20 protein-coding genes are annotated in these 20,677 nt (G+C 54.1%); 13 read left to right on the top strand and 7 right to left on the bottom strand.

Annotation, left to right across the window (positions count from 1 at the left end; all coding sequences use genetic code 11):
- Positions 1 to 12: 12 nt before the first annotated feature.
- Positions 13 to 453: a BrxA/BrxB family bacilliredoxin gene (locus QWT68_RS05355; RefSeq protein WP_040286562.1), complete on the top strand. Its 441-nt coding sequence runs from the start codon at positions 13 to 15 to the stop codon at positions 451 to 453.
- 56 nt (positions 454 to 509) lie between these two features.
- Here QWT68_RS05355 and prli42 read toward each other — a convergent pair whose 3' ends face one another.
- On the bottom strand, positions 510 to 605 hold the full coding sequence (prli42, locus tag QWT68_RS05350; RefSeq protein ID WP_179860767.1) for a stressosome-associated protein Prli42: 96 nt from the start codon (positions 603 to 605) through the stop codon (positions 510 to 512).
- Positions 606 to 714: 109 nt separating this feature from the next.
- Between prli42 and mce the strand changes: the two genes are divergently transcribed.
- The 6 genes from mce to rnz are packed head-to-tail and all read left to right on the top strand — an operon-like array spanning position 715 to position 6,516.
- Positions 715 to 1,128, top strand: a complete 414-nt coding sequence (gene mce / locus QWT68_RS05345; protein ID WP_040286561.1) for a methylmalonyl-CoA epimerase — start codon at positions 715 to 717, stop codon at positions 1,126 to 1,128.
- A 1-nt stretch (position 1,129) separates the two neighbouring features.
- A complete protein-coding gene (locus tag QWT68_RS05340; protein WP_040286560.1) occupies positions 1,130 to 2,677 on the top strand; it encodes an acyl-CoA carboxylase subunit beta in 1,548 nt (515 codons plus the stop codon).
- A 12-nt stretch (positions 2,678 to 2,689) separates the two neighbouring features.
- Positions 2,690 to 3,826 carry a M20/M25/M40 family metallo-hydrolase gene (locus tag QWT68_RS05335; RefSeq protein ID WP_290150041.1) on the top strand — a complete coding sequence of 379 codons (1,137 nt, stop codon included), beginning with the start codon at positions 2,690 to 2,692 and terminating at the stop codon, positions 3,824 to 3,826.
- 1 nt (position 3,827) lies between these two features.
- Positions 3,828 to 4,304, top strand: coding sequence for a chemotaxis protein CheW (locus QWT68_RS05330; protein WP_290150039.1), 477 nt, complete (start codon positions 3,828 to 3,830; stop codon positions 4,302 to 4,304).
- A 53-nt stretch (positions 4,305 to 4,357) separates the two neighbouring features.
- The gene (locus tag QWT68_RS05325) at positions 4,358 to 5,542 is read left to right on the top strand and encodes a DNA polymerase IV (RefSeq protein WP_290150038.1); all 1,185 of its coding nucleotides are present in this window, start codon (positions 4,358 to 4,360) and stop codon (positions 5,540 to 5,542) included.
- A 20-nt stretch (positions 5,543 to 5,562) separates the two neighbouring features.
- Positions 5,563 to 6,516 (top strand): ribonuclease Z, encoded by a 954-nt coding sequence (gene rnz, locus QWT68_RS05320; protein ID WP_290150036.1) that lies wholly within the window; start codon positions 5,563 to 5,565, stop codon positions 6,514 to 6,516.
- Positions 6,517 to 6,597: 81 nt separating this feature from the next.
- Here the strand turns inward: rnz and namA are convergent, their stop codons facing one another.
- Positions 6,598 to 7,620 (bottom strand): NADPH dehydrogenase NamA, encoded by a 1,023-nt coding sequence (gene namA, locus QWT68_RS05315; RefSeq protein WP_290150455.1) that lies wholly within the window; start codon positions 7,618 to 7,620, stop codon positions 6,598 to 6,600.
- A 55-nt stretch (positions 7,621 to 7,675) separates the two neighbouring features.
- On the bottom strand, positions 7,676 to 8,506 hold the full coding sequence (gene proC / locus QWT68_RS05310; protein WP_290150034.1) for a pyrroline-5-carboxylate reductase: 831 nt from the start codon (positions 8,504 to 8,506) through the stop codon (positions 7,676 to 7,678).
- A gap of 149 nt (positions 8,507 to 8,655) precedes the next feature.
- On the opposite strand from proC, the gene QWT68_RS05305 reads away from it, so the two are divergent.
- Complete coding sequence (locus QWT68_RS05305) at positions 8,656 to 9,600, top strand: MBL fold metallo-hydrolase (RefSeq protein ID WP_290150032.1); 945 nt, start codon at positions 8,656 to 8,658, stop codon at positions 9,598 to 9,600.
- Positions 9,587 to 10,345 carry an SDR family NAD(P)-dependent oxidoreductase gene (locus tag QWT68_RS05300; RefSeq protein ID WP_290150030.1) on the top strand — a complete coding sequence of 253 codons (759 nt, stop codon included), beginning with the start codon at positions 9,587 to 9,589 and terminating at the stop codon, positions 10,343 to 10,345. The genes QWT68_RS05305 and QWT68_RS05300 overlap by 14 nt, the downstream gene beginning before the upstream one ends.
- Before the next feature lie 76 nt (positions 10,346 to 10,421).
- Here QWT68_RS05300 and QWT68_RS05295 read toward each other — a convergent pair whose 3' ends face one another.
- Positions 10,422 to 13,565: an efflux RND transporter permease subunit gene (locus QWT68_RS05295; protein WP_290150028.1), complete on the bottom strand. Its 3,144-nt coding sequence runs from the start codon at positions 13,563 to 13,565 to the stop codon at positions 10,422 to 10,424.
- A gap of 114 nt (positions 13,566 to 13,679) precedes the next feature.
- On the opposite strand from QWT68_RS05295, the gene QWT68_RS05290 reads away from it, so the two are divergent.
- The 3 genes from QWT68_RS05290 (at position 13,680) to QWT68_RS05280 (ending at position 16,076) form a co-directional block, all read left to right on the top strand.
- Positions 13,680 to 14,525, top strand: coding sequence for a TetR/AcrR family transcriptional regulator (locus QWT68_RS05290; protein ID WP_040286551.1), 846 nt, complete (start codon positions 13,680 to 13,682; stop codon positions 14,523 to 14,525).
- A gap of 427 nt (positions 14,526 to 14,952) precedes the next feature.
- Complete coding sequence (gene hprK / locus QWT68_RS05285; protein WP_040286550.1) at positions 14,953 to 15,873, top strand: HPr(Ser) kinase/phosphatase; 921 nt, start codon at positions 14,953 to 14,955, stop codon at positions 15,871 to 15,873.
- Positions 15,874 to 15,938: 65 nt separating this feature from the next.
- Positions 15,939 to 16,076, top strand: coding sequence for a YfhE family protein (locus QWT68_RS05280; protein ID WP_082023329.1), 138 nt, complete (start codon positions 15,939 to 15,941; stop codon positions 16,074 to 16,076).
- A 44-nt stretch (positions 16,077 to 16,120) separates the two neighbouring features.
- On the opposite strand, the gene QWT68_RS05275 is transcribed toward QWT68_RS05280, so the two are convergent.
- Entirely contained in the window at positions 16,121 to 17,029 is a 909-nt protein-coding gene (locus QWT68_RS05275) for a S1 family peptidase (protein WP_290150024.1), read from the bottom strand.
- Positions 17,030 to 17,263: 234 nt separating this feature from the next.
- On the opposite strand from QWT68_RS05275, the gene QWT68_RS05270 reads away from it, so the two are divergent.
- Positions 17,264 to 17,503: a hypothetical protein gene (locus tag QWT68_RS05270; protein WP_040286549.1), complete on the top strand. Its 240-nt coding sequence runs from the start codon at positions 17,264 to 17,266 to the stop codon at positions 17,501 to 17,503.
- Positions 17,504 to 17,546: 43 nt separating this feature from the next.
- On the opposite strand, the gene QWT68_RS05265 is transcribed toward QWT68_RS05270, so the two are convergent.
- Both QWT68_RS05265 and QWT68_RS05260 read right to left on the bottom strand, forming a co-directional pair.
- Positions 17,547 to 19,043 (bottom strand): BCCT family transporter, encoded by a 1,497-nt coding sequence (locus tag QWT68_RS05265; RefSeq protein ID WP_040286548.1) that lies wholly within the window; start codon positions 19,041 to 19,043, stop codon positions 17,547 to 17,549.
- 148 nt (positions 19,044 to 19,191) lie between these two features.
- Positions 19,192 to 20,601, bottom strand: coding sequence for a purine-cytosine permease family protein (locus QWT68_RS05260; RefSeq protein WP_290150020.1), 1,410 nt, complete (start codon positions 20,599 to 20,601; stop codon positions 19,192 to 19,194).
- Between the last annotated feature and the right edge of the window lie 76 nt (positions 20,602 to 20,677).

Here is a 20,677-nt window from a genome sequence, read left to right as displayed (position 1 = left end):
AGGACAACTGTTATGACTATGGATTTCAATTTCTATATGGACGATATAACCGGCCAGGCACGCAGTGAAATGGAAGCGGGCGGCTATGAGCAGCTGAAGACGGCTGAAGAGGTGGAAACGGCGTTCACGCGCCCCGGCACGACGCTTGTGATGGTGAACTCCGTATGCGGCTGTGCAGGCGGAATCGCCCGTCCCGCAGCGCTGCATGCCATCCACTACGATAAGCGGCCGGATCACCTTGTCACGGTCTTTGCCGGTCAGGATAAGGAAGCGACTGCACAGGCACGGATGCATTTCGGTGAGTATCATCTGCCTTCCTCGCCGTCCTTCGCGCTCATGAAAGATGGGGAGATGGTCGCTGAAGTAGGCCGTCACGAAATCGAGGGGCACGATCCGATGTCCGTCGTCATGAATCTGCAGGAACAGTTCGATAAGTACTGCGACGAACTCTGATTGAACAAACAGGCCGGCATCAGATTACTGATGCCGGCCTGCATATTCGAGCGTGATCAGAACAGGGTGCTGATACCTATGACGACAGTGGAGATCACCATAGTTGCGATCATGACATAGACGATTACTTTCTGGACTTTCTTGTTGCTCATGAGCGATAACCCCTTAATTGGTTTGATATCTCCATTCTAACAGAATCAGCGGAATTCTCAACAGGCAGTCTGTCTTTTTATTCATATACATCAGAATAGGGGTGGGACTTTGGAAAAGGTGGATCACATCGGGATTGCCGTGAAAAACATGGACGATTCGCTTTCGTATTACATACATACACTGGGCCTGGAACTGCTCGGCACTGAAACGGTTCCCGAGCAGCAGGTGACCGTTGCGTTCCTGGATGCCGGCAACATCAAACTGGAACTGCTCGAGCCGATCGGAACAGATGGCCCTGTCGCTAAATTCATCGAGACACGCGGTGAAGGGGTGCATCACATCGCATTCGGTGTCCGGGATATCCGCGGACGCATGGAAGAGTTGCGATCGCATGGTGTGCGGCTCCTCCAGGAGGAGCCGAAAGAGGGTGCAGGCGGCGCAGAGGTCGCTTTCCTGCATCCGAAGTCATCGTTCGGCGTCCTGTTTGAATTATGCTCGAAACGCAGACTGGGGGATGAGTAAGATGGATATCTATGAAAAGATCAATGAGTTGTACGACAGGAAACGGAAAATCGAACTTGGCGGAGGGGACGAACGGATTGCCAGGCAGCACGAAAAAGGGAAGCTGACTGCCCGCGAACGGATCGATCTGCTTGTCGACGAAGGGACGTTTGTCGAGCTGAACCCGTTCGTCGCACACCGGACACAGGATTTTGGCATGGACAAACTGGAAGGACCGGGTGATGGTGTCGTGACAGGCTATGCGAAAGTCCATGGCCGGCCGATCTATCTGTTTTCCCAGGACTTCACCGTGTTCGGCGGGGCGCTCGGGGAGATGCATGCCATGAAAATCGCCAATGTCATGGACTTGGCCGCCAAGAACGGAGCACCTTTCATCGGGCTGAATGATTCAGGCGGCGCCCGGATCCAGGAAGGCGTTGTGTCACTGGATGGCTATGGGGAAATCTTCTACCGGAATTCCATCTACTCCGGTGTGATTCCGCAGATTTCCGTCATTCTCGGACCATGTGCCGGAGGGGCAGTCTATTCTCCCGCCATCACTGATTTTGTCTTCATGACCGATGAGACGAGCCAGATGTTCATCACCGGCCCCAAAGTCATTGAAACCGTGACAGGCGAAAAGATCACATCAGAAGACCTGGGCGGTGCGGAAGTCCATAACAGTATCAGCGGCAACGCCCACTTCCGGGGGGCATCCGAACAGGAAGTGCTGGAAGACGTTCGGCGCCTGCTGACGTACCTGCCGCAGAACAATAAGGAAAGGACCCCTGTTGCAGAAACAGGCGGCGGCGATGATTACCGGCCGGATCTGGCCGATGTCGTGCCGTATGAAACAATCCGCCCGTACGATGTCAGGAAAGTGATCGAGCAGATTGCAGACGCTGGGTCCTTCATGGAAGTCCAGAAGGAATTCGCCCGCAATGCAGTCGTCGGCTTCGCCCGCATCAAAGGCGAGTCCGTCGGGTTTGTCTGCAACCAGCCGAAAGTGATGGCGGGCGGTCTCGATATCGATTCGTCGGATAAAATCTCACGGTTCATCCGCACATGCGATTCCTTCAACATTCCGATCATCACGTTCGAGGACGTGACAGGCTTCTTCCCGGGTGTCAAACAGGAACACGGCGGAATCATCCGCCACGGAGCGAAAATCCTGTATTCCTACTCGGAAGCGACAGTACCGAAAATCACGGTGATCTTACGGAAAGCATTCGGGGGAGCCTATGTAGCACTCAACTCCAAAGCAATCGGCGCAGACCTCGTGTTTGCGTGGCCGAACGCGGAGATTGCCGTCATGGGGGCGGAAGGGGCCGCCAACATCATCTTTGCCCGTGAAATATCAGCAAGCGGGGATCCGGAAGCGACGCGCGCGGCAAAAATCGCGGAATACCGGGAAAAGTTCTCGAATCCGTATGCAGCTGCCGCGAAAGGGATGGTCGACGATGTGATCGACCCGCGCGAGACGCGCATCAAACTCGTGCAGGCGCTTGACATGATGCGGACCAAAGAGGAACAGCGTCCGAAAAAGAAACACGGAAATATGCCACTATAAAGGAGCGATTCGATGAATTACCAACGTATGCTGGATGAGTTTTTTGAACTGGTGAAGATTGATTCGGAAAGCGGGCACGAGGAAGCGATTTCAGCAGTGCTGAAAAAGAAACTGGAAGACCTCGGATTCGAAGTGGTCGAAGATTCGTCGAAAGAACGTACCGGCCATGGAGCGGGCAACCTGATCGCTACGATGAAAGGATCCGTCCCTGAGTCGGATCCCATCTACTTCACATCCCATATGGACACCGTCACACCGGGGACAGGTATCGAACCTGTACTGAAGGACGACGGATATGTGTACTCGGCAGGCGAGACGATTCTCGGTGCGGATGACAAAGCAGGGCTTGCCGCCTTGTTCGAAATGATGCGGACATTGAAAGAGAGCGGGGAAGCGCACGGGGATATCCAGTTTGTCATAACGGCAGGCGAAGAAAGCGGCCTTGTCGGAGCCCGGGAGATCGACCGTGACCTGATGCATGCGAAGTACGGCTATGCGGTCGACAGCGACGGGAAAGTCGGCGGCATTGTCACAGCAGCACCGTACAATGCAAAACTGAAGACGGTGATCCATGGCCGTACAGCACATGCAGGTGTCGAGCCGGAAAAAGGGATTTCAGCGATCACGATTGCTGCGAAATCCGTCGCGAAAATGAAACTCGGCAGACTTGACTCCGAGACGACTGCGAATATCGGCCAGTTCACAGGCGGCCAGGCGACCAATATCGTCTGCGACGAAGTCCATATCCTGTCGGAAGCGCGCTCGATCGACCGTGCGAAACTGCAGGAACAGACCGACCATATGGTCAGCGCCTTCAAGGAGACTGCCGAAGAGATGGGCGGCTCTGCGGAGACCGATGTCAAACTGAACTCACCGGGCTTCCGGTTCAGCGAACAGGACGAGGTCGTGCAGGTCGCATCGGAAGCGATCCGGGCAATCGGCCGGCAGCCTGAACTGCTGACGAGCGGCGGGGGAAGCGACGGTAACATTTTCAATGGACATGGGTTCCCGACGGTCACACTGTCCGTCGGCTACGAAAAGATCCACACAAAAGAAGAACGGATGCCGGTCGAAGAGCTCAACAAGCTGGCTGATCTGCTGCTTGAAATTGTCCGGACAGTCGTGAACAAAGGGAAGAAGGAACAGTAATATGGAAGATTTCAAAGCGATTGTCGTCCGGTGCGGAAACGAAGAGTATGCGCTTCCTGTCGAAAAGACGGTATCCATCGAAGAGCTGGAGAAAATCAATCCGATCCCCCATCTGCCGGACTACTTGCTCGGTCTCATGAGAATCAGGGGAGAGCTTGTGCCGATCCTCGATTTCCAGCAGATCCTATACAATACGTCTGCAAAGGATGAGCCGGATGCGAAGGTCGTCGTCGTCCAGACTGGGGACTTCTTTTACGGGCTGCTCGTATTGGAAGCGAAGGAAATCCTCGATATCCCGGCAGACCGGCTGACGACACAGGGGCTGATGGCCTATTCACGGACACCGTATTTCTCATCGGTAGCCAATCTGGAAGATCGGATCATCACGGTGATCGATCCTCGAGTATTGACCGAAACACTTTCCGGAATGCAGGATATTGCAGACTATGTCCATTCCCGGGAAGCCAACGTAAAGTGATTAACACGGCCGGGCGGCTTGCTGCCTGGCCTTTTCGTAAAGGAGGCGCCCGTATGGCGGACAATGGACAGAAGACACCGAGAGTCATTTTGCATCTGGATATGAACTGTTTCTTTGCCTCCGTCGAACAGGCCCACAACCCGGACCTGAAAGGTCTTGCCATGGCGGTCGCCGGCAACCCGAAAGCGAGGAGGGGCATCCTTGTCACGTGTTCCTATGAAGCTCGTGCGAAAGGTGTATATACGACGATGACTGTCGGGGAAGCGAAGCGTCTGTGCCCGGAACTGGTCCTCGTTCCGCCGGATGGTGAGAAGTACAGGCAGGCATCACAGGCGGTTTTCGGCATTCTCCGGACATATACCGATCTCGTAGAGCCGGTTTCCATCGATGAAGCCTATATTGATATCACGGCAATCGGCGGGCTGACGAATGCGATCGGGCTGGCAAAGGATATGCAGGACCGTATCCTCCGGGAACTCGACCTGCCCTGTTCAATCGGAATCGCCCCGAATAAGTTCCTTGCCAAGACGGCATCTGATATGAAAAAACCGATGGGCATCACAATATTGCGCAAACGGGAATTGCCGGAACTGCTGTGGCCGCTGCCGGTCATCGATATGCATGGCATCGGCAAGAGCAGCGCCCAGAAGCTGGAGGACAGCAAGATTCTCACTATTGGGGATCTTGCCTGCGCTGAGGACTTACTCGTCAAACAGGTGCTCGGCAAGCGTGGACTGCGTCTGAAGGAGCGTGCAAACGGATTTGACAGCCGTCCGGTGGATCCGGAGGCGGCGGAAGAACGGAAAAGCGTCGGCAGCTCCACCACGCTGCCTGTCGACGAAACAGAGCTCCCTGCCTGCCTGCGTGTGCTGGAGGGGCTGGCGGAACGGGTCGAGGAACGGCTGGCCAGACGCAATCTGGCAGGCCCGCTGCTGTCGATACAGATCCGGACAGCCTCCTGGCGCAATCAGTCGCGGAGCCGGACGCTGCTTAATCCGATCTACCGGAAGGATGATATTTACAAGGAAGCGGCAAGTCTGTTCAAGCAGCATTGGGACGGAGAGCCGATCCGTCTGCTCGGCATCACTGTTGGAAATGTCATCCCCCGTGAGGAATTGTACGAGCAGCTGTCGTTCGATAACTACGAACGTCACGAAAAAGAAGTGGCCATGGAGAAGCTGGTCGTGCGCATGAACGATCAATTCGGCGAAGGGGCTGTCCGGAAAGGCCAGCAGTAAATTGAAAGGAGCAGATCGAAATGGAAGTCCAATTTTTAGGGACAGGGGCAGGCATGCCGTCAAAACTGCGCAATACGACATCGATCGTGCTGAATCTTTCTGCAGAGGAGCGCGGGTACTGGATGTTCGACTGCGGGGAAGCGACCCAGCATCAGATGCTGCATACGACGCTGAAACCGCGGAAAGTGAATAAACTGTTTGTCACCCATCTGCACGGGGACCATTTGTTCGGGATCCCGGGATTCATCGGTTCCCGCTCGTTCCTCGGCGGGAACGAGCCGCTGGATCTCTATGGGCCGCCCGGTATCAGGGAGTGGGTGGAAACGACACTCCGCCTGACGAGGACTCATCTCGCTTATCAATTGAGGATCCATGAGATCACCGAAGAAGGAATCCTGTATGAAGATGATGAATACAAAGTGACCGCCCGGCTGCTCGCGCATGTGATCCCAAGCTTCGGCTTCCGGGTGGAACAGAAGCCGCTCGCCGGCAAGCTGCTCATCGACGAAGCGACAGCAGCCGGTGTGCCCAAAGGACCTCTTCTTCAGCAGCTGAAACTCGGCAATGATATTACACTGGAAGACGGCACCGTGGTGACCAGTGCCAGTGTGCTCGGGGAACCGAAGAAGGGGTTCATTGTGACGATACTCGGCGATACACGTGTTTGCGAGGCGTCCCGGGTCCTATCGGAGAATGCAGATATTGTCGTGCATGAAGCAACGTTCGACGCAGAGACGGGACAGCTTGCAGAAGACTTCGGGCATTCGACGATCCAGCAGGCTGCTGCGGTTGCGAAGGAAGCCGGAGCGAAGGCGCTGATCGCCACTCATATCAGTTCCCGGTTCCTGCCCTCCGATATGGAGGCGTTCAGGCGGGAAGGGCAGGCCGTCTTCCCGAATGTATTCGTGGCGGAGGATTTCTCGCAATATACACTGCAGGGCGGGGAAGTCGTCGAAAGCTCATTCAGAAGGTAAAGCATGCCGTATAGGAAAGCGCTTGGATGGATATCTCAGTATCCGTCCAAGCGCTTTTATGTTGGGTTCAGCCAGTGGCTGTTAGAACGTCCAGCCGCGGCTGTATTGCACGGGAGGCTCGATTTCAGTATGGAGCTCCCGGGCAGCTTGGTATGGCCAGTAGGCATCGCGGAGCATTTCCCGGCCGATCAATATGAGATCCGCCCGTTCGTTCTGCAGGATCTCTTCCGCCTGCAGTCCCGATGTGATGAGTCCGACGGCGCCAGTCGGAATGTCCGCACCTGTCCGGATCGTTTCCGAGAAAGGCACTTGGTACCCCGGGTACGGACGTATTTTCGCTGGGACGACTGCACCCGAACTGACATCGATCAGGTCGACCCCCTGTTCTTTCATCCATTCCGCCATCTGGACATATTGGTCAGCCGTCATGCCGCCGTCCGCGTAGTCTTCAGCGGAAATCCGGACGAACAGGGGACCCTGCCAGACGGAGCGGACGCCGTCGATGATTTCCCTGAGGAACCGGTAGCGGTTTTCTGCGGATCCGCCGTACTTGTCGTTCCTGTGATTCACGAGCGGAGACAGGAACTCATTGATGAGGTAGCCGTGCGCTCCGTGCAGTTCCAGCAGATCGAAACCGGCGCTGCCGGCACGGCGGGCGGCAGCTGTGAATGCCTCGACGGTTTCCCTGATGTCCTCTGTGCTCATCTCGACAGGTGTTTTATAGTCCTCGCTGAACGCAATTGCGCTCGGTGCCTGGATCGGTCCGTCGACTTCCGATTTCCGTCCGGCATGGGCGAGCTGGATGCCCGCGGCGGCTCCATGCTGGCGGATCAGCGACGTGACCTGCGACAGCCCCTCCACATGATCATCACTCCAGATGCCGAGATCCTGCGGGCTGATCCGTCCCTGCGGCTGGACTGCGGTCGCCTCCAGGATGATGAGACCGGCCTGGCCGACAGCCCTGGAAGCGTAGTGGACGCGATGCCAGTCCCCTGCGATGCCGTCTTCATCCATGCAGGAATACATGCACATCGGCGCCATAGCGATACGGTTCTTCAATGTAAGATTGCGGATCGTATAGGGTTCGAATAGTTTGGTCATTATCTGCTCACACCTTTCTGCGAATGACTTCATTGTAGCAGAAAGTGCCAGTCTGTCATCAGCTGCGGCTTACGGGCTGGCCGAAACCGGCCCCCAGTTCCCTTGAGCGCCGCTCCGCCTGCCGGATACAAGCGTCCACGGCGGCCTGAAAGCCGTGATCGTCCAATGCCTGCAGACCGGCTGCCGTCGTGCCGCCCGGGCTCGTGACGTCATTCCTGAGCACGGCAGGCTCCTTTGCCGTCTGCCGCAGCATGGCTGCAGCCCCTTCGATCGTCTGGATGATCAGATCCCGTGCGGTCCGCTGCTTGAGCCCTGCCTGTATAGCCGCTTCCTCAAGTGCCTCCGCCAAGTAATAGACATACGCAGGACCGCTTCCTGATAAAGCGGTCACTGCGTGCAGATCATCCTCCTCCACCTCGGCAACCATGCCGAACGATCGGAGAAGTGTCAGGATGAACTCTTTCTGGCAGGCCGTCACTTGACGATTCCAGGCAATCCCGGTGGCGGACAAACCTGCAGCAGCGGATGTGTTCGGCATGGAACGGGCGATTCCCCTCACGCCGAGTCCCGCTTCAATCGCTGCGATCGGTATACCTGCAAGGACGGACAGCACCACTGCATGGGACGGGATAGCCGATGCGATTTCCTGCATGGCGCTCTCCGCATCCTTCGGTTTGACGGCAAGAACGATGAGGTCGGCCTTTGTCAGCACACTGCGGTCCTTCAGCACAGGAGATACACCGTATTCCGTCTTCAGATAATTGAGCCGTTCATCGTCGGACTTATTCAGCACATGGATGCCGGACGGCTCCACTGTCCGTTTGGCGCAGATGCCTGCAATGACGGCTTCAGCCATCGATCCGGCGCCGATAAATACGATCGTCTTCATGGTAGCTCCCTCTTTCCGCAAAGGCTGTTTTGTACCAGTTTAGAGGATTCGGAAAATAAGTCAACTGCTGTGTAAGACGGCGGGACATGACGAACTCAGGGAAAAGAGGTACAATGACTGAATAGTGATTCAGTATTGGAGGAAACAGAATGATTCATCAACTGACAATCCCGACACCGTACGCAGTGGGCGATGTGAATGCATTCCTTGTGAAAGGGGATGCACTGACACTTGTCGATGCAGGACCGCGTACAAAGGAAGCCTATGGAGTTCTTGAGAACCAACTTGGTGAACTCGGTGTGAGGATGACGGATATCGAGCAGGTGCTTCTGACCCATCATCATCCCGATCACAGCGGGTGGACAGACGCATTTCCGAACGCCGTGCTCCTCGGCCACGAATATAATAACAATTGGCTGACCCGCGATGGTGGGTTCATCGAACGGCATGACCGTTTCTATATGGACCGGTTTGTCGAACAGGGTGTGCCCGAACAGTATCTCGGTCTTGTGAAAAAAATGAAACGGGCCGCGGAATTGATGGGGCAGCGCAGGCTCGACCGGATTCTGACCGAAGGCGATGAACTTCCCGGCCTGCCCGGCTGGACAGCACTGGAAACATTAGGCCATGCACAGAGCCATCTTTCCTTTTGGAATCCTGGGAAGCAGGTGCTGATCGGCGGGGACCTTCTGCTGTCGAAAGTATCATCCAACCCGCTCATCGAACCGCCGCTTTCACCTGATGAGGAACGGCCAAAAACACTGCTCCAGTACAACCGCTCCCTGGAACGGCTGCTGGAACTGCCGGTCGGAATCGTCTTCAGCGGGCATGGCGATCCTGTCACCGACGTTCATCCTCTCATCCGGCAGCGGCTTGAGAAACAGCACGAACGGGCGATGAAAGTGCACGGCATGCTCGCGGACGGCCCTAAATCGGTCTTCGAACTGACCACGCAGCTGTTCCCGAAAGCCTATCAGCGGGAGCTGGGACTGACCTTATCCGAGACTCTCGGCCAGATGGATTACCTGATGGAACAGGGGCTCATCAAGCGGAATAGGGACGATCGGGGGATCGATCGGTATGAGCAGTCGTAAGAAAGTGCTCATCACCGGCGCGACGAGTGGTGTCGGATTCGAGACGGCAAAACGGCTTGTCACCGAAGGGCACGCCGTCCAGGCGACCGGGCGGAATCCGGCCAGGCTGGCTGAACTTGAACAATATGGTGCGGTTGTCTATAGGGAGGATCTCAGCTTGGAAGGGGCTGCCGACCGACTGATGAAACTGATCGATATGCCGGATACCGTCATCTTTTCCGCAGGGGTCGCCAAGTTCGCGCTTGCAGCGGACACAAGCGATGAGGACATTGACCGGATGTTTACGGTCAATGTACAGAGCGTGATCCAGCTCACGCAGCGGATCCTTCCGGCGTGGGTCGCGAGACAGAGCGGCCACTTCCTCTTTATCGGCTCGCAGGCCGGAAAAGTGGCCACACCAAAAGCTGCGGTCTATGCAGCAACGAAGCACGCGCTGATCGGTTATACGGATGCACTCCGCATGGAAGCCGCACAGTCCGGAATCGATGTGACCGTCGTCAATCCGGGTCCCATCGATACAGCGTTCCTCGACACGGCAGACGACACGGGGAACTACCGGACGTCGGTCGGGAGACATCTGCTGACGGCGGATGAGGTGGCTGCCGCTGTCGTGGCGGCGGTCAAACAGCCGGTTCGGGAAATCAGCCTTCCGAGAATCATGGGGGTGACGAGCCGGCTGCATGCACTCGCTCCTGCGCTGACCGAGCGGATCGGCAAGAAATATTTCATGAAGAAGCTGGAATGACGGAGATGTCCTGGACGAACGAAAGCCCGCCGGCCCCATTATGGGGCTGGCGGGCTTTCATTTGTGCAGGGACGGTTTACATCCGGGCTGCAGTTTTTTTCCTTCTGAACTTACCGAGGAATTCATAGACAATCGGTACGAAGACCAGTGTCAGCAATGTGGAACTCACCAAACCGCCGATAACGGTAACGCCGAGTCCTTTCGAGATCAGCCCGCTGCCTTCCGCGCCGATCGCTAACGGTATGAGTGCACCGATCGTAGCCAGTGCGGTCATCAGGATAGGGCGCAGACGTGTGGCGCCGGCTTCGAGGAGTGCTTCACGGGTCGGTGAACCGGCCTGTTCCTGGTGGATGACCCTATCGATCAGCACGATGGCGTTCGTGACGACGATACCGATGAGCATCAGCAGTCCGATCATCGCGGATACACTGATCGTTTCGCCTGCAATCAGCAGACCGACGAGGGCTCCGATGACTGTGAATGGCAGCGAGAAGAGAATTGCAAGCGGCGCAAGTCCTCCGCCGAACGTGATGACGAGAATCAGATAGACAATTGCGATGGCAGCAAGCATCGCCAGTCCGAGCTGGGTGAAAGCTTCCGCGATATCTTCTGTCACACCTGCTGATTTCACCTGGACGCCGGACGGCAGATCGAGTTTGTCGATCTGTTTCTGAACGTCGGCCGAGACACTTCCGACATCTTTGGAGGTGATGTCCGCTGTCACACTGGCGTACAGCTTTCCGTCTTTCCGGGACACTGTATCCGATGTAGTGCCTTCCTTGACAGTGACCAGGTCGGAAACCGGAATTTCCTTGCCGAGAGGGGACATGACCGTCTGTTTCAGCAGGTCGTCGATCGATTTCAGTGACTCGGTATCCTTATGGATGACCACATCGATGGAACGGCCGTCCTGATCCAATTTGGTCAGAACATCTTTCCGCGTATCCGGATACAGCACACCGCCGATCTGTGCAGTCGTCAAGCCGGCTTGCGTCAGTTTCTCCTGATCGGCTTCCAGTGTGTATTCCTTGTAGGTGCGGGATAAGCTGGTTTTCGGATCTTTCAGTTCCTTGTTATCTGTCAAGACAGTTTCGACTTCTTCAGCAGCGGCCTGCAGATCTTTCAGGCTGCTGCCATAGATGCCATAGCTCACCTGGCTGCTCGCTCCGGTTGCTGCGAAATCCTGGGATTTCCATTCACCGTCCGTCTTCATATTCTGCAGTTCCGCAAGCGTGTCATCTTTCACTTTCGTGAATTCCGGTGTATCTTCATCGAATGTGACGAATAGCAGGCCGCCGTTTGACGCTCCCGGCGCCATCGGGTTCTGCCCGCCGACTGATACTTGAACCGTTTCCACATCGTCCTTACCGAGCAGCAGATCTTCCGCTTTCTCCGCATTTTCATCCACGGTTTCAAGCGGCTCGCCAGGTGCTGGCGTATAGGTGATGTACATCGTTTTCTGCTCTTCATCCGGCAGGAAGCTGACGCCCACTTTCGGGATGAGGAAAAGACTGCCGACGAGCAGGGCGATCGAAATCAGCGCTGTAATCACTTTATGGTTCAGCGACCACTCAAGCATCCGCCTGTAGCTGAGTGCGAGTCTGCCATGGTGCTCTTTCTTCGCCTTCACCGTTCCGTCCAGTTGTTTCCGGAACAGCGAGTGGGCCATCATCGGAACGATCGTGATGGCGACAAGCAGGGAAGCGAGCAGTGCGAACACGACAGTCAGAGCGAACGGCATGAACAGCTCACCGACCATACCGCTGACGAGTCCGAGCGGTACGAAAACGGCAATGGTCACAAGGGTGGAGGACAAGATCGGCCGGATCATCTGTTTCGTCGATTCCCGTATGAGCTCCCGGCCCTTCAGCTTCTCATCCGGGAGATGCATGCGCCGGTAGATATTTTCGACGACGACAATCGAGTCATCGATCACCCGGCCGATCGCAACGGTCATGGCACCGAGCGTCATGATGTTGAGTGTAATGTCCATCTGATTCAGCAGAAGGACTGCAATGAGCAGGGACAGCGGTATCGAGATGATCGAAATCAGGGTCGACTTGAAATTACGCAGGAACAGCAAAATGATGACGACTGCGAATAATGCACCGAATATCGCTTTGCTGAGCATCGTTTCGATGGATTGTTCAATCGGTTCCCCCTGATCGAGCGTAGTGGAAATCGTGAAATCCTTATTGTCTTTCTGATATTGCTCAATTTTATCCTTGACGCCATTGGCAACTGTTACAGTGTTGGCATCCTGCGATTTCGTGATTTGCAGGGAGATCGCTTCTTTTCCGTTCGTGCGGGAGATGGACTCGGCTTTGCCGACCTCTTCGATATCCGCAATGTCGCCAAGTGTTACGGCAGGCAGTTGGATGTCAGCAGGCATCTGACCCGGCATCTGTCCGTCGGGCTGCCCGGACAGCCCGCTCTGCAGAGCAGCACTGTCAGCTGCCCCGGCAGCAGGGGCTTGCGGTGTAATCGGGATTTCAAGCTTTTTCAGCTCTTCAATGGTGGTCAGTTTACCATCAACGACGACTGATTGTTCTTCACTGCCGAATCCCAGCAGTCCGAGCGGCATTTTCATATCAGTTGCCTGAATCAGCTGCCTGACCGTCTTTTCATCCAGATTATACTGCTTCAATTTGTCAGGGAGGAACGTAAGCTGGACTTCCTCGACCTGCTGGCCGGTCACTGCGACGTCCGATACACCGTCGATACCTTCCAGAGATGGCACAAGGTCGTTCTGGACATGGCTCGTGAGGTCTTCAAGCGAAGCTCCTTCTTCTGAGACACTCAGTCCGAGGATCGGAAACGCGTTGATGCTGATTCTTCCTACCGATGGTTCTTCCGCGTTTTCCGGAAGATCGAAGCTGCTGAGGGATTCTTTTACGTCTTCTTCAGCGGCCTTCATATCCGTGCCGAATTTGTACTCGATCTGGAGGGAGGAGGCATTCTGGTAGGACGTGGAACTGACTGCGGAGACGCCTTTCAAGTTGCGCATCAGCCTCTCAAGAGGTGCTGCCAGTTCATCATCGACCTGCTGGGGGGGCGCTCCTGGATAGATGGTCGTCACACTGACGATCGGCACTGTGATATCCGGAATGGTTTCGAGTTTCATTCGCGTGCCGGAATAGATGCCGGCCGCTGTAATGATGATTGTCAAGATCCATACCGCTAACTTGTTCTTCATGACAAAATTGATGATCGGGTTCATAATAACCTCCATAGCGTTAATTTTAACAGTTTGCTATAATACGTTGTAATGATAACTGACCGGTCAGTCAGAGTCAATAATTGGACGTCCATATCAGACGGAGGAGGCGTATCTGTGACAGAAAAAAAGGAAATGATCATCAAGAAAGCGGCGGAACTGTTTGCAAAGAATGGGTATGACGCAACATCCATCCAGCAGATCACCGATGCCTGCGGAATATCGAAAGGCTCTTTTTATTTATCATTCAAATCGAAGGAAAGTCTTCTTGGGGGTATCATCACGTATTTCAGTGAAAAAATCGTCAATCGGATCGAGGGTGTGTTCATCGGGGAAAGCACAAGTGCAAGCCGGTTTGAACACTCGCTATCCATCTATTTCGAGGAACTGGATGACTACTCATCGTTCATCCTCACCCTGATCAGGGAGCAGGCGAATCCGATGAATGAATCTATGAGGGACCAGATGGAAAGTATGCGGAAAAAGATGTATCTGACACAGGAAAAACTGCTGATCGATCTGTACGGGGAAGAGTATCGGGACCGGATGCCTGATCTGATCACGATGCTGAATGGCATCATTAAAGGGTATATTGAACTGATTGTAATCAGTAACGGAACGTTGGATCATAAAAATCTGCCAGCATTCATCCGGAATACGATGGATGCGATCGCATCGGCTGTCGAGACACCTTTTCTGACCCGAGATCAGCTGATCGAGTTTCAATTCACGGAGGGGCCGGCGGAGATGACGGCCGAAGAACTGGTCGCCGCACTTGAAGAGGTCATGAAAGACCCTGACGCACCTGAAGAGGAAATTGTCAGCGCGGAAATGATCCGCACGGAGCTAATGACAGGCAAGCCGAGGCGGGCTGTCCTCTCCGGCATGGCAACCAATCTGACAAAGAGCAGGTCAGCGAAACAGGCAGCAGAAGGACTTTCCGTCTGGCTTTCCGGTGAGTAAGTCGCAGCAGACAAAAAGAAGAGGCATCCAGAATTCGGATGCCTCTTCCGCTGCGGAAAATTTTATGGTTCTGAGATGCATGCTGCTGACGTTTCTACCGTTAGCTGACTGGCATACCTCTTGCATTCAATCCGTACAATCCATCATGCACTTGCACAAAAAACTTACAATACACTGTCTTTCTTCCACACGTTCTTCTAATCACGGTGATAGATCGTCAGTTCAGCAAATTTTCCGCCAAGGCTGTGCATTTCTCCCGGTCGGCGTATGACGCGTATCCGGATTTCGCCTTGTAGTAATCGATACCCCGCATTCACATACCATAAACCTTGTTTTCAATTCTTTTAGTAAAACTTTTCCCGTCTGCATAGCGCAGGCAATTATGCTACACTATTGTCACAACCAGCAGCAGGAAAGGTGTTCCGTCATGAAACAACTAACAGTGCAGGATATTGTGCAGAAATTTACGTTTGAACTGCTTTCCGGGCAAGATCATCTCACAAGGCCCTTGAAGAAGACAAAAGTCCGGCGCCCGGGATTGGAGTTCATGGACAACTTCGAATTCATTGCACGGGGGCATATCCAAATCCTCGGGAAGAATGAAGTCAACTATCTGCACACATTGACCGATGAAGAATGCAAATGCAGGATTGCCAATCTGGTGGAATATGATCCGCCATGCATCCTGATCACATCCGACCAGGAGCAGCCATACGGTCTGCATACATACTGTACGGAGAACGGGATACCTGTCTTGCGGACCCCGGATTCCATGGGGGTGGCGAGCGCCAAACTGGATGCGTTCGTCATCAGTTCGATGGCTGAAGAGATTGCGGTCCACGGGGTCATCGTCAATGTGTCGGGAATCGGGATTCTGCTGCGCGGGAAGTCGGGCGTCGGCAAGAGCGAAACGGCGCATACACTGATCGGGCGCGGCCACCGTCTGGTCGCTGACGATATCGTCGTACTCCGCAAACTGAGTCCGCAGACCCTGCTCGGCACCCATAACGAAACGAATAAGGAGTTCCTGGCGCTGCGGAGTATCGGCCTCCTGAATGTTGTGCGGCTGTACGGCCGTGCTGCGTTCCAGGAAGAGACGCGGATTGCGCTCGATATTGAACTGACGGAATGGAAGGACAACTCCCTGAACAACGAACTGGAACTCGATGAGAAATTCACGGAATACATGGGAGTGCCGGTCCCGTATATCCAAATCCAGCTGCAGCCCGGCCGCGATGTGGCGGGCCTGATTGAAGCGGCGGCGAACAACTGGTACCTCCAGCAGCAGGGGTACAGCGCCCTGGATGAGTTCATGGAGCGGCTGGAGCCGAAATTCACGGAAGACTGACTGGAATGTTTACTCTGTGTCCTGGCGGGAAAACTGTTGAAACAACGGGTAAAGGAGGATGCATCATGGAAGAGAAGAAACAACCGCACGAAACATTGACAGACAAGAACAATGAGTTATCCTCGGCTCAGGAAGTCGAGTATGCGAGTGATTTCAAGAAGGCGGATCGAGCAGCCGAACAGGAAGACAAGAAGAGCGAATAAAATAACCCGGCCGTTCCTGTACCATCAATACAGGAACGGCCGGGTTATTTCGTTGTGCCGAGAAGGTACAGCACTTCCTCGATGCGGATGAACATCCCCGCTTTGCCGTATTTGTCCAGATCCGTTACTGCAAAAATGACACCGATGACTTCCTTGTCCTGAAAAACCGGACTGCCGCTGTTCCCTCTGTAAACAGGTGCAGCCAGCAGGATGACGGGGGTTGTCCGTCCGGCCCATCGTGTTTCTCCGATAAGTTCCCCTTCGTTGGCGATCCCATAGAAGTTCAGCGGATTTCCAATGAACCGGACGGCCTCGCCTGGGGAATAATCCGGTGATTTGGCCAATGGCAGGGGCGGGACATCCGGAGGATCTTTCATTTGCAAAACAGCCAGATCGTTGACATTGTCTTCTGCGATAATGTCAGCGGCATACCTGCCATTCTTATCGAACGAGACGGTGATCTGTTTCCGGTTTTGGACGACATGATGATTCGTGATGACTTTCCCATCGCCGGATACGACAAACCCGGTCCCTTTGCCGTCCTCGGTCAGGATGACTGCGACCGACTGCTTCCACTCTGCGATGTCCGGCTGTTTCGACAGGCGGGCGGACGTTTTCAGGAAGTCGATGGCAGGAAGTGAATAGATGTCGAACAGGAATGCGATGGGCTGGAACAGCAGGACCAGGGCCATCACCCAGATGGCGGCACGGGGCACTTTCCGCCGTTTTGCCGGTGCGTGCCTTTCCGCCCGTTCTTCCTCCAGTGCTTCCTGCTGCGCCTGCAGGACCATCAGCCGGAATTCCTCCTCCTCGAGTTCCTCCGGGGTCAGAGGAACGTCGGTTACATCCGGCTGCTCTTCCCCTAGCTGACCAGGATGGTCCGGATGATCCGCACCGAAGTTGTCTTCAATTTCACAGTCCGGATGACCCGGCTGCGTTCCTTCCTCTTTCATCATACACTCTCCTTGCTGGCTGAACTTTTATATGGACGGTCATACGACAGCAGCATCCTCAAGCAGGCTGGAATACAGGACACGCAGATTTTTGCATACATGCTCTCTCCAAGCAAAGTGTATCACAAACCGTCCTGGAAAGTTTAGCCGCATAGCTGAACTATAGCTTTCTCGGAGTCAGAATAATTGGTATAATGGAAGTGATACTATGGAAAATTCAAAAGGGGATCATTCATGATGGAAGAGACCAACTTGCCGGACGTCACCAAGGAGCATCTGCCAGCACGCACGGAGCGGGATGTCCGCCTGCTGACAGAGCAGGTGAAAGAGCTGGAGGACGAAGTGAGGGAGCTGAAAAAAGACCTGCATGCGATCGACCTGTTCCAGAAGAAACCTGTCATTTCAACCGACGCACTCGCCATCAGCGGATTCTGGATCGTTGCCGCTCTTGTCGTCATTGGCATCTTCTACTGACAAAAAGCCCCTTCTCCTATGACGGAGAAAGGGCTTGTTTAGATTATTTCCGTTTTGCCCGCATGAGATCCAGTTCGGCGCTCAGGCCTTTCATCAATGAAAAGACCATGAGCAGTATGACGAACGAGAAGGGCAGGGCGGCGATGATGATCGTGTTCTGCAGAGCGGTCAGACCGTTGACCGACAGCAGGATGAGGGCGATCGCCGACTGGAGGACACCCCAGATCATCTTAATGCTGTTCGGCGGGGTCAGGGACCCGTACGAACTCTGCATGCCGAGGACGAACGTCGCCGAGTCCGCAGATGTGATGAAGAACGAACCGATCAGAACGATTGCTACGATGGAGATGAACACACCCCAAGGCATCGTGTTGAACAGTTCGAAGATGACGAGCTCCGTCGCCTGATCAGCCAAGTTTGCAACTCCGGCCTTCTGTGCTTCGATCGCTGTCGTGCCGAATGTCGTGAACCAGAACGTACAGAGGATGGTCGGAGCGATCATCACACCGACGATGAACTCACGGATCGTGCGGCCTTTCGACACACGGGCGATGAACATGCTGACGAACGGCGCCCAGGAGATCCACCAGGCCCAGTAGAAGATCGTCCAGTCATCGAGCCACTGACGGTTCTCTGTATTGAGCGGGGATGTGCCGAAACTCATTTTGATGAAGTTCGTCAAATATCCGCCCAGCGAATCGGAGTACATGTTGAAGATGAGCAAAGTCGGTCCGAGAATGACGACGAGCACGAGGAGCAACACTGCCAGCACCAGATTCAGGTTGGACAGATACTGGATCCCTTTGCTCAGACCGCTCCAGGCAGAAGCGATGAACAGTACAGTGACGACCAGCACGATGTAGAACTGGGACTGTGTGCTGATGGAGACTCCGAAGAGGTAGTTCAGCCCTGCATTAATTTGTACAGCACCAAAGCCGAGAGTCGTCGCAACGCCGAAAGCGGTTGCAAAGACAGCAAGGACATCGACAAGAACCCCCCAGGGGCCGTTCATCTTGTCGCCGAAGATCGGCTTCAATGTTGAAGAAATTAACCCAGGCTCCCCTTTGCGAAATTGGAAGAATGCGAGTGCGAGTGCAACGAAACCGTACATTGCCCAGACATGGATGCCCCAGTGGAAGAACGACTCTCTCAATGCGTCTTTGAAGGCAGCCGGTGTGTTGATCTCCCCGGTTGCAGAGTAGACCGCATAGTGGGAAATCGGTTCAGCAGCACCATAGAAGACGAGTCCGATGCCCATTCCGGCGGAGAACAGCATGGCAATCCAGGAGACCGTGGAGAATTCCGGTTTATCGGTGTCTTTCCCAAGACGGATCTTGCCGTATGGGCTGAAGACCAGGAAAACACAAATCAGAACAAGTACAGATAAAAGCATGAGGTAATACCAGCCAAATCCAGAAGCGACAAAGTTTTTGATCATACCAGTTTGTTCAGCAAAGCTTTTCGGCGCGAGAACACCATAGCCTACTGCCAAGACGATCAGTCCGATCGTAATGTAAAACACGTTTGAAATTTTTCTCATGATTCCCCCTAAGATCTTCGTAGTATACAACGGTTATATACTATAACAATCCTTTTTAAAAATTGCAAAATAAAAAGAAGAAGGGCATGGCCCTTCTTACGAATTATGCAAAGCTGTACGTACCTGCCTGCTTGAGGCAGCGGGGGAGTTACGAGAGCCGGTCATCCTGGTGGATATGTTCCGGTTCCCGGATGAGATAATACTTTCCTTTCGTCATCACGGCGATCACGATTGTCAGAACAGCCGCAAGCAATGCTGCGAAGAAAGCGGCCGTCGACTCGAGGAACACGCCCATATAGCCAAGTGCGGCCAGTGTACCGAGAAGACTCGCGATCAGCAGGGACGCGACACCGACAGGATTCCATTTATACAGGTATTCCTGACGGGCGACATAGTAGTCCGGACCGATCTTCAGAAGCTTCTTGACGACGAGTGCATCCGTCACGAGGATCGCCGCCCAGGAAAGCAGGAACACACCCTGGAAGGTCATCATCGTATCCAGATGATCGACGATGTCGGCGAGCATGAGTAAAATAGCCGCAACTCCTGATACGACAACCCAAAAACGGCGTCCCGGCGTGAAGCGGATCACGTTTTCAAAGAAATTCGACAGCGACAGCGAACTGCTGTAAATGTTCGTGACATTGATGCGCAGCTGCGTCAGCATGGTGAAGAGCGCTCCGAAAATACCGAGCAGCAGGACGATATAGACACCTGGGTCCGGTTCCATGAAACGGACCCCGAACCAGATGCCGAGCCCGCCCATCATGCCGAAACAGAATATCTGCGGGATGAATCCGATCATGACGGAACCGAGTTTGATATCTTTCGGTTTCAGGAAGCGGGCGTAATCCGATGCGAGCAGTGCGGTAAGCCCCATAATGCCGTTGTGCATGCCGATGCACATCAGAAGTGCTGTACCGCCAACTGTCACACCTTCAGGCATATAAGAAAATACAGATCCCGCATACGCCGGCTCCTTCATGAACGAAATGACGATAGCCGCCAGCAGGAACACGACGAATAATGGCATGGACCATTTTTGCAGCTTATCGAGCTGCTCGATTCCGAACCAATTCAAGGGGATGACGATTGATCCGAAAATGATGATGAAAATCCACTTTGGGAGGGATGGAAAAAAGTGGTGGACTGCAGAAACCAAAATCAGTCCTTCGAATGCGCAGTACATAATAAAATTGGATGCGTAGATCAATGATGTCAGGGAAGATCCTATATATCCAAAACCGCCGCCGCGCGACAGCAGATTGACGTTCATGCCTGATTTGGCGGACAGGAAAGCGATCACTGTTCCGAGAATCCCTGCCACGACGATGGCATACGCGGAAGAGATCATTGCATTGACTGCCCCGTAGGATAAGGCCATGACACTGCCCATCTGGAAATAGAAAATGGCGGTTGCAATTCCGAATGTGATGTTCGTGATGCTCAGCCAGCTCTTGTTCCGCTCGCTCCGCGGCACACGGTCAAGGGAATAATCACTTTCAAGTTCTTCCATTTCTTCGTTGTAATCGTTTGTCGTTTCGTCGATTGTCTTCATTCAATTCCTCCTCTATGTAGGTACATGCATCTCCTTCCTGCTGAGTCAGGTACTCGTACGCAAAGCATTTTCTTCA

Origin of the sequence: Sporosarcina trichiuri (genome assembly GCF_030406775.1) — a bacterium.
In the GTDB taxonomy this organism is placed as follows: domain Bacteria; phylum Bacillota; class Bacilli; order Bacillales_A; family Planococcaceae; genus Sporosarcina; species Sporosarcina trichiuri.
This window is presented reverse-complemented; position numbering and strand designations above follow the sequence as displayed.

Coding starts and splice junctions, on each gene's coding strand:
- QWT68_RS05330 (WP_290150039.1), top strand. CDS start 3,828: ATGGAAGATTTCAAAGCGATTGTCGTCCGGTGCGGAAACGAAGAGTAT.
- QWT68_RS05335 (WP_290150041.1), top strand. CDS start 2,690: ATGAATTACCAACGTATGCTGGATGAGTTTTTTGAACTGGTGAAGATT.
- QWT68_RS05280 (WP_082023329.1), top strand. CDS start 15,939: ATGGAAGAGAAGAAACAACCGCACGAAACATTGACAGACAAGAACAAT.
- QWT68_RS05260 (WP_290150020.1), bottom strand. CDS start 20,601: ATGAAGACAATCGACGAAACGACAAACGATTACAACGAAGAAATGGAA.
- QWT68_RS05295 (WP_290150028.1), bottom strand. CDS start 13,565: ATGAACCCGATCATCAATTTTGTCATGAAGAACAAGTTAGCGGTATGG.
- proC (WP_290150034.1), bottom strand. CDS start 8,506: ATGAAGACGATCGTATTTATCGGCGCCGGATCGATGGCTGAAGCCGTC.
- QWT68_RS05340 (WP_040286560.1), top strand. CDS start 1,130: ATGGATATCTATGAAAAGATCAATGAGTTGTACGACAGGAAACGGAAA.
- QWT68_RS05325 (WP_290150038.1), top strand. CDS start 4,358: ATGGCGGACAATGGACAGAAGACACCGAGAGTCATTTTGCATCTGGAT.
- QWT68_RS05270 (WP_040286549.1), top strand. CDS start 17,264: ATGATGGAAGAGACCAACTTGCCGGACGTCACCAAGGAGCATCTGCCA.
- QWT68_RS05275 (WP_290150024.1), bottom strand. CDS start 17,029: ATGAAAGAGGAAGGAACGCAGCCGGGTCATCCGGACTGTGAAATTGAA.
- prli42 (WP_179860767.1), bottom strand. CDS start 605: ATGAGCAACAAGAAAGTCCAGAAAGTAATCGTCTATGTCATGATCGCA.
- rnz (WP_290150036.1), top strand. CDS start 5,563: ATGGAAGTCCAATTTTTAGGGACAGGGGCAGGCATGCCGTCAAAACTG.
- QWT68_RS05265 (WP_040286548.1), bottom strand. CDS start 19,043: ATGAGAAAAATTTCAAACGTGTTTTACATTACGATCGGACTGATCGTC.
- QWT68_RS05305 (WP_290150032.1), top strand. CDS start 8,656: ATGATTCATCAACTGACAATCCCGACACCGTACGCAGTGGGCGATGTG.
- QWT68_RS05300 (WP_290150030.1), top strand. CDS start 9,587: ATGAGCAGTCGTAAGAAAGTGCTCATCACCGGCGCGACGAGTGGTGTC.
- hprK (WP_040286550.1), top strand. CDS start 14,953: ATGAAACAACTAACAGTGCAGGATATTGTGCAGAAATTTACGTTTGAA.
- QWT68_RS05355 (WP_040286562.1), top strand. CDS start 13: ATGACTATGGATTTCAATTTCTATATGGACGATATAACCGGCCAGGCA.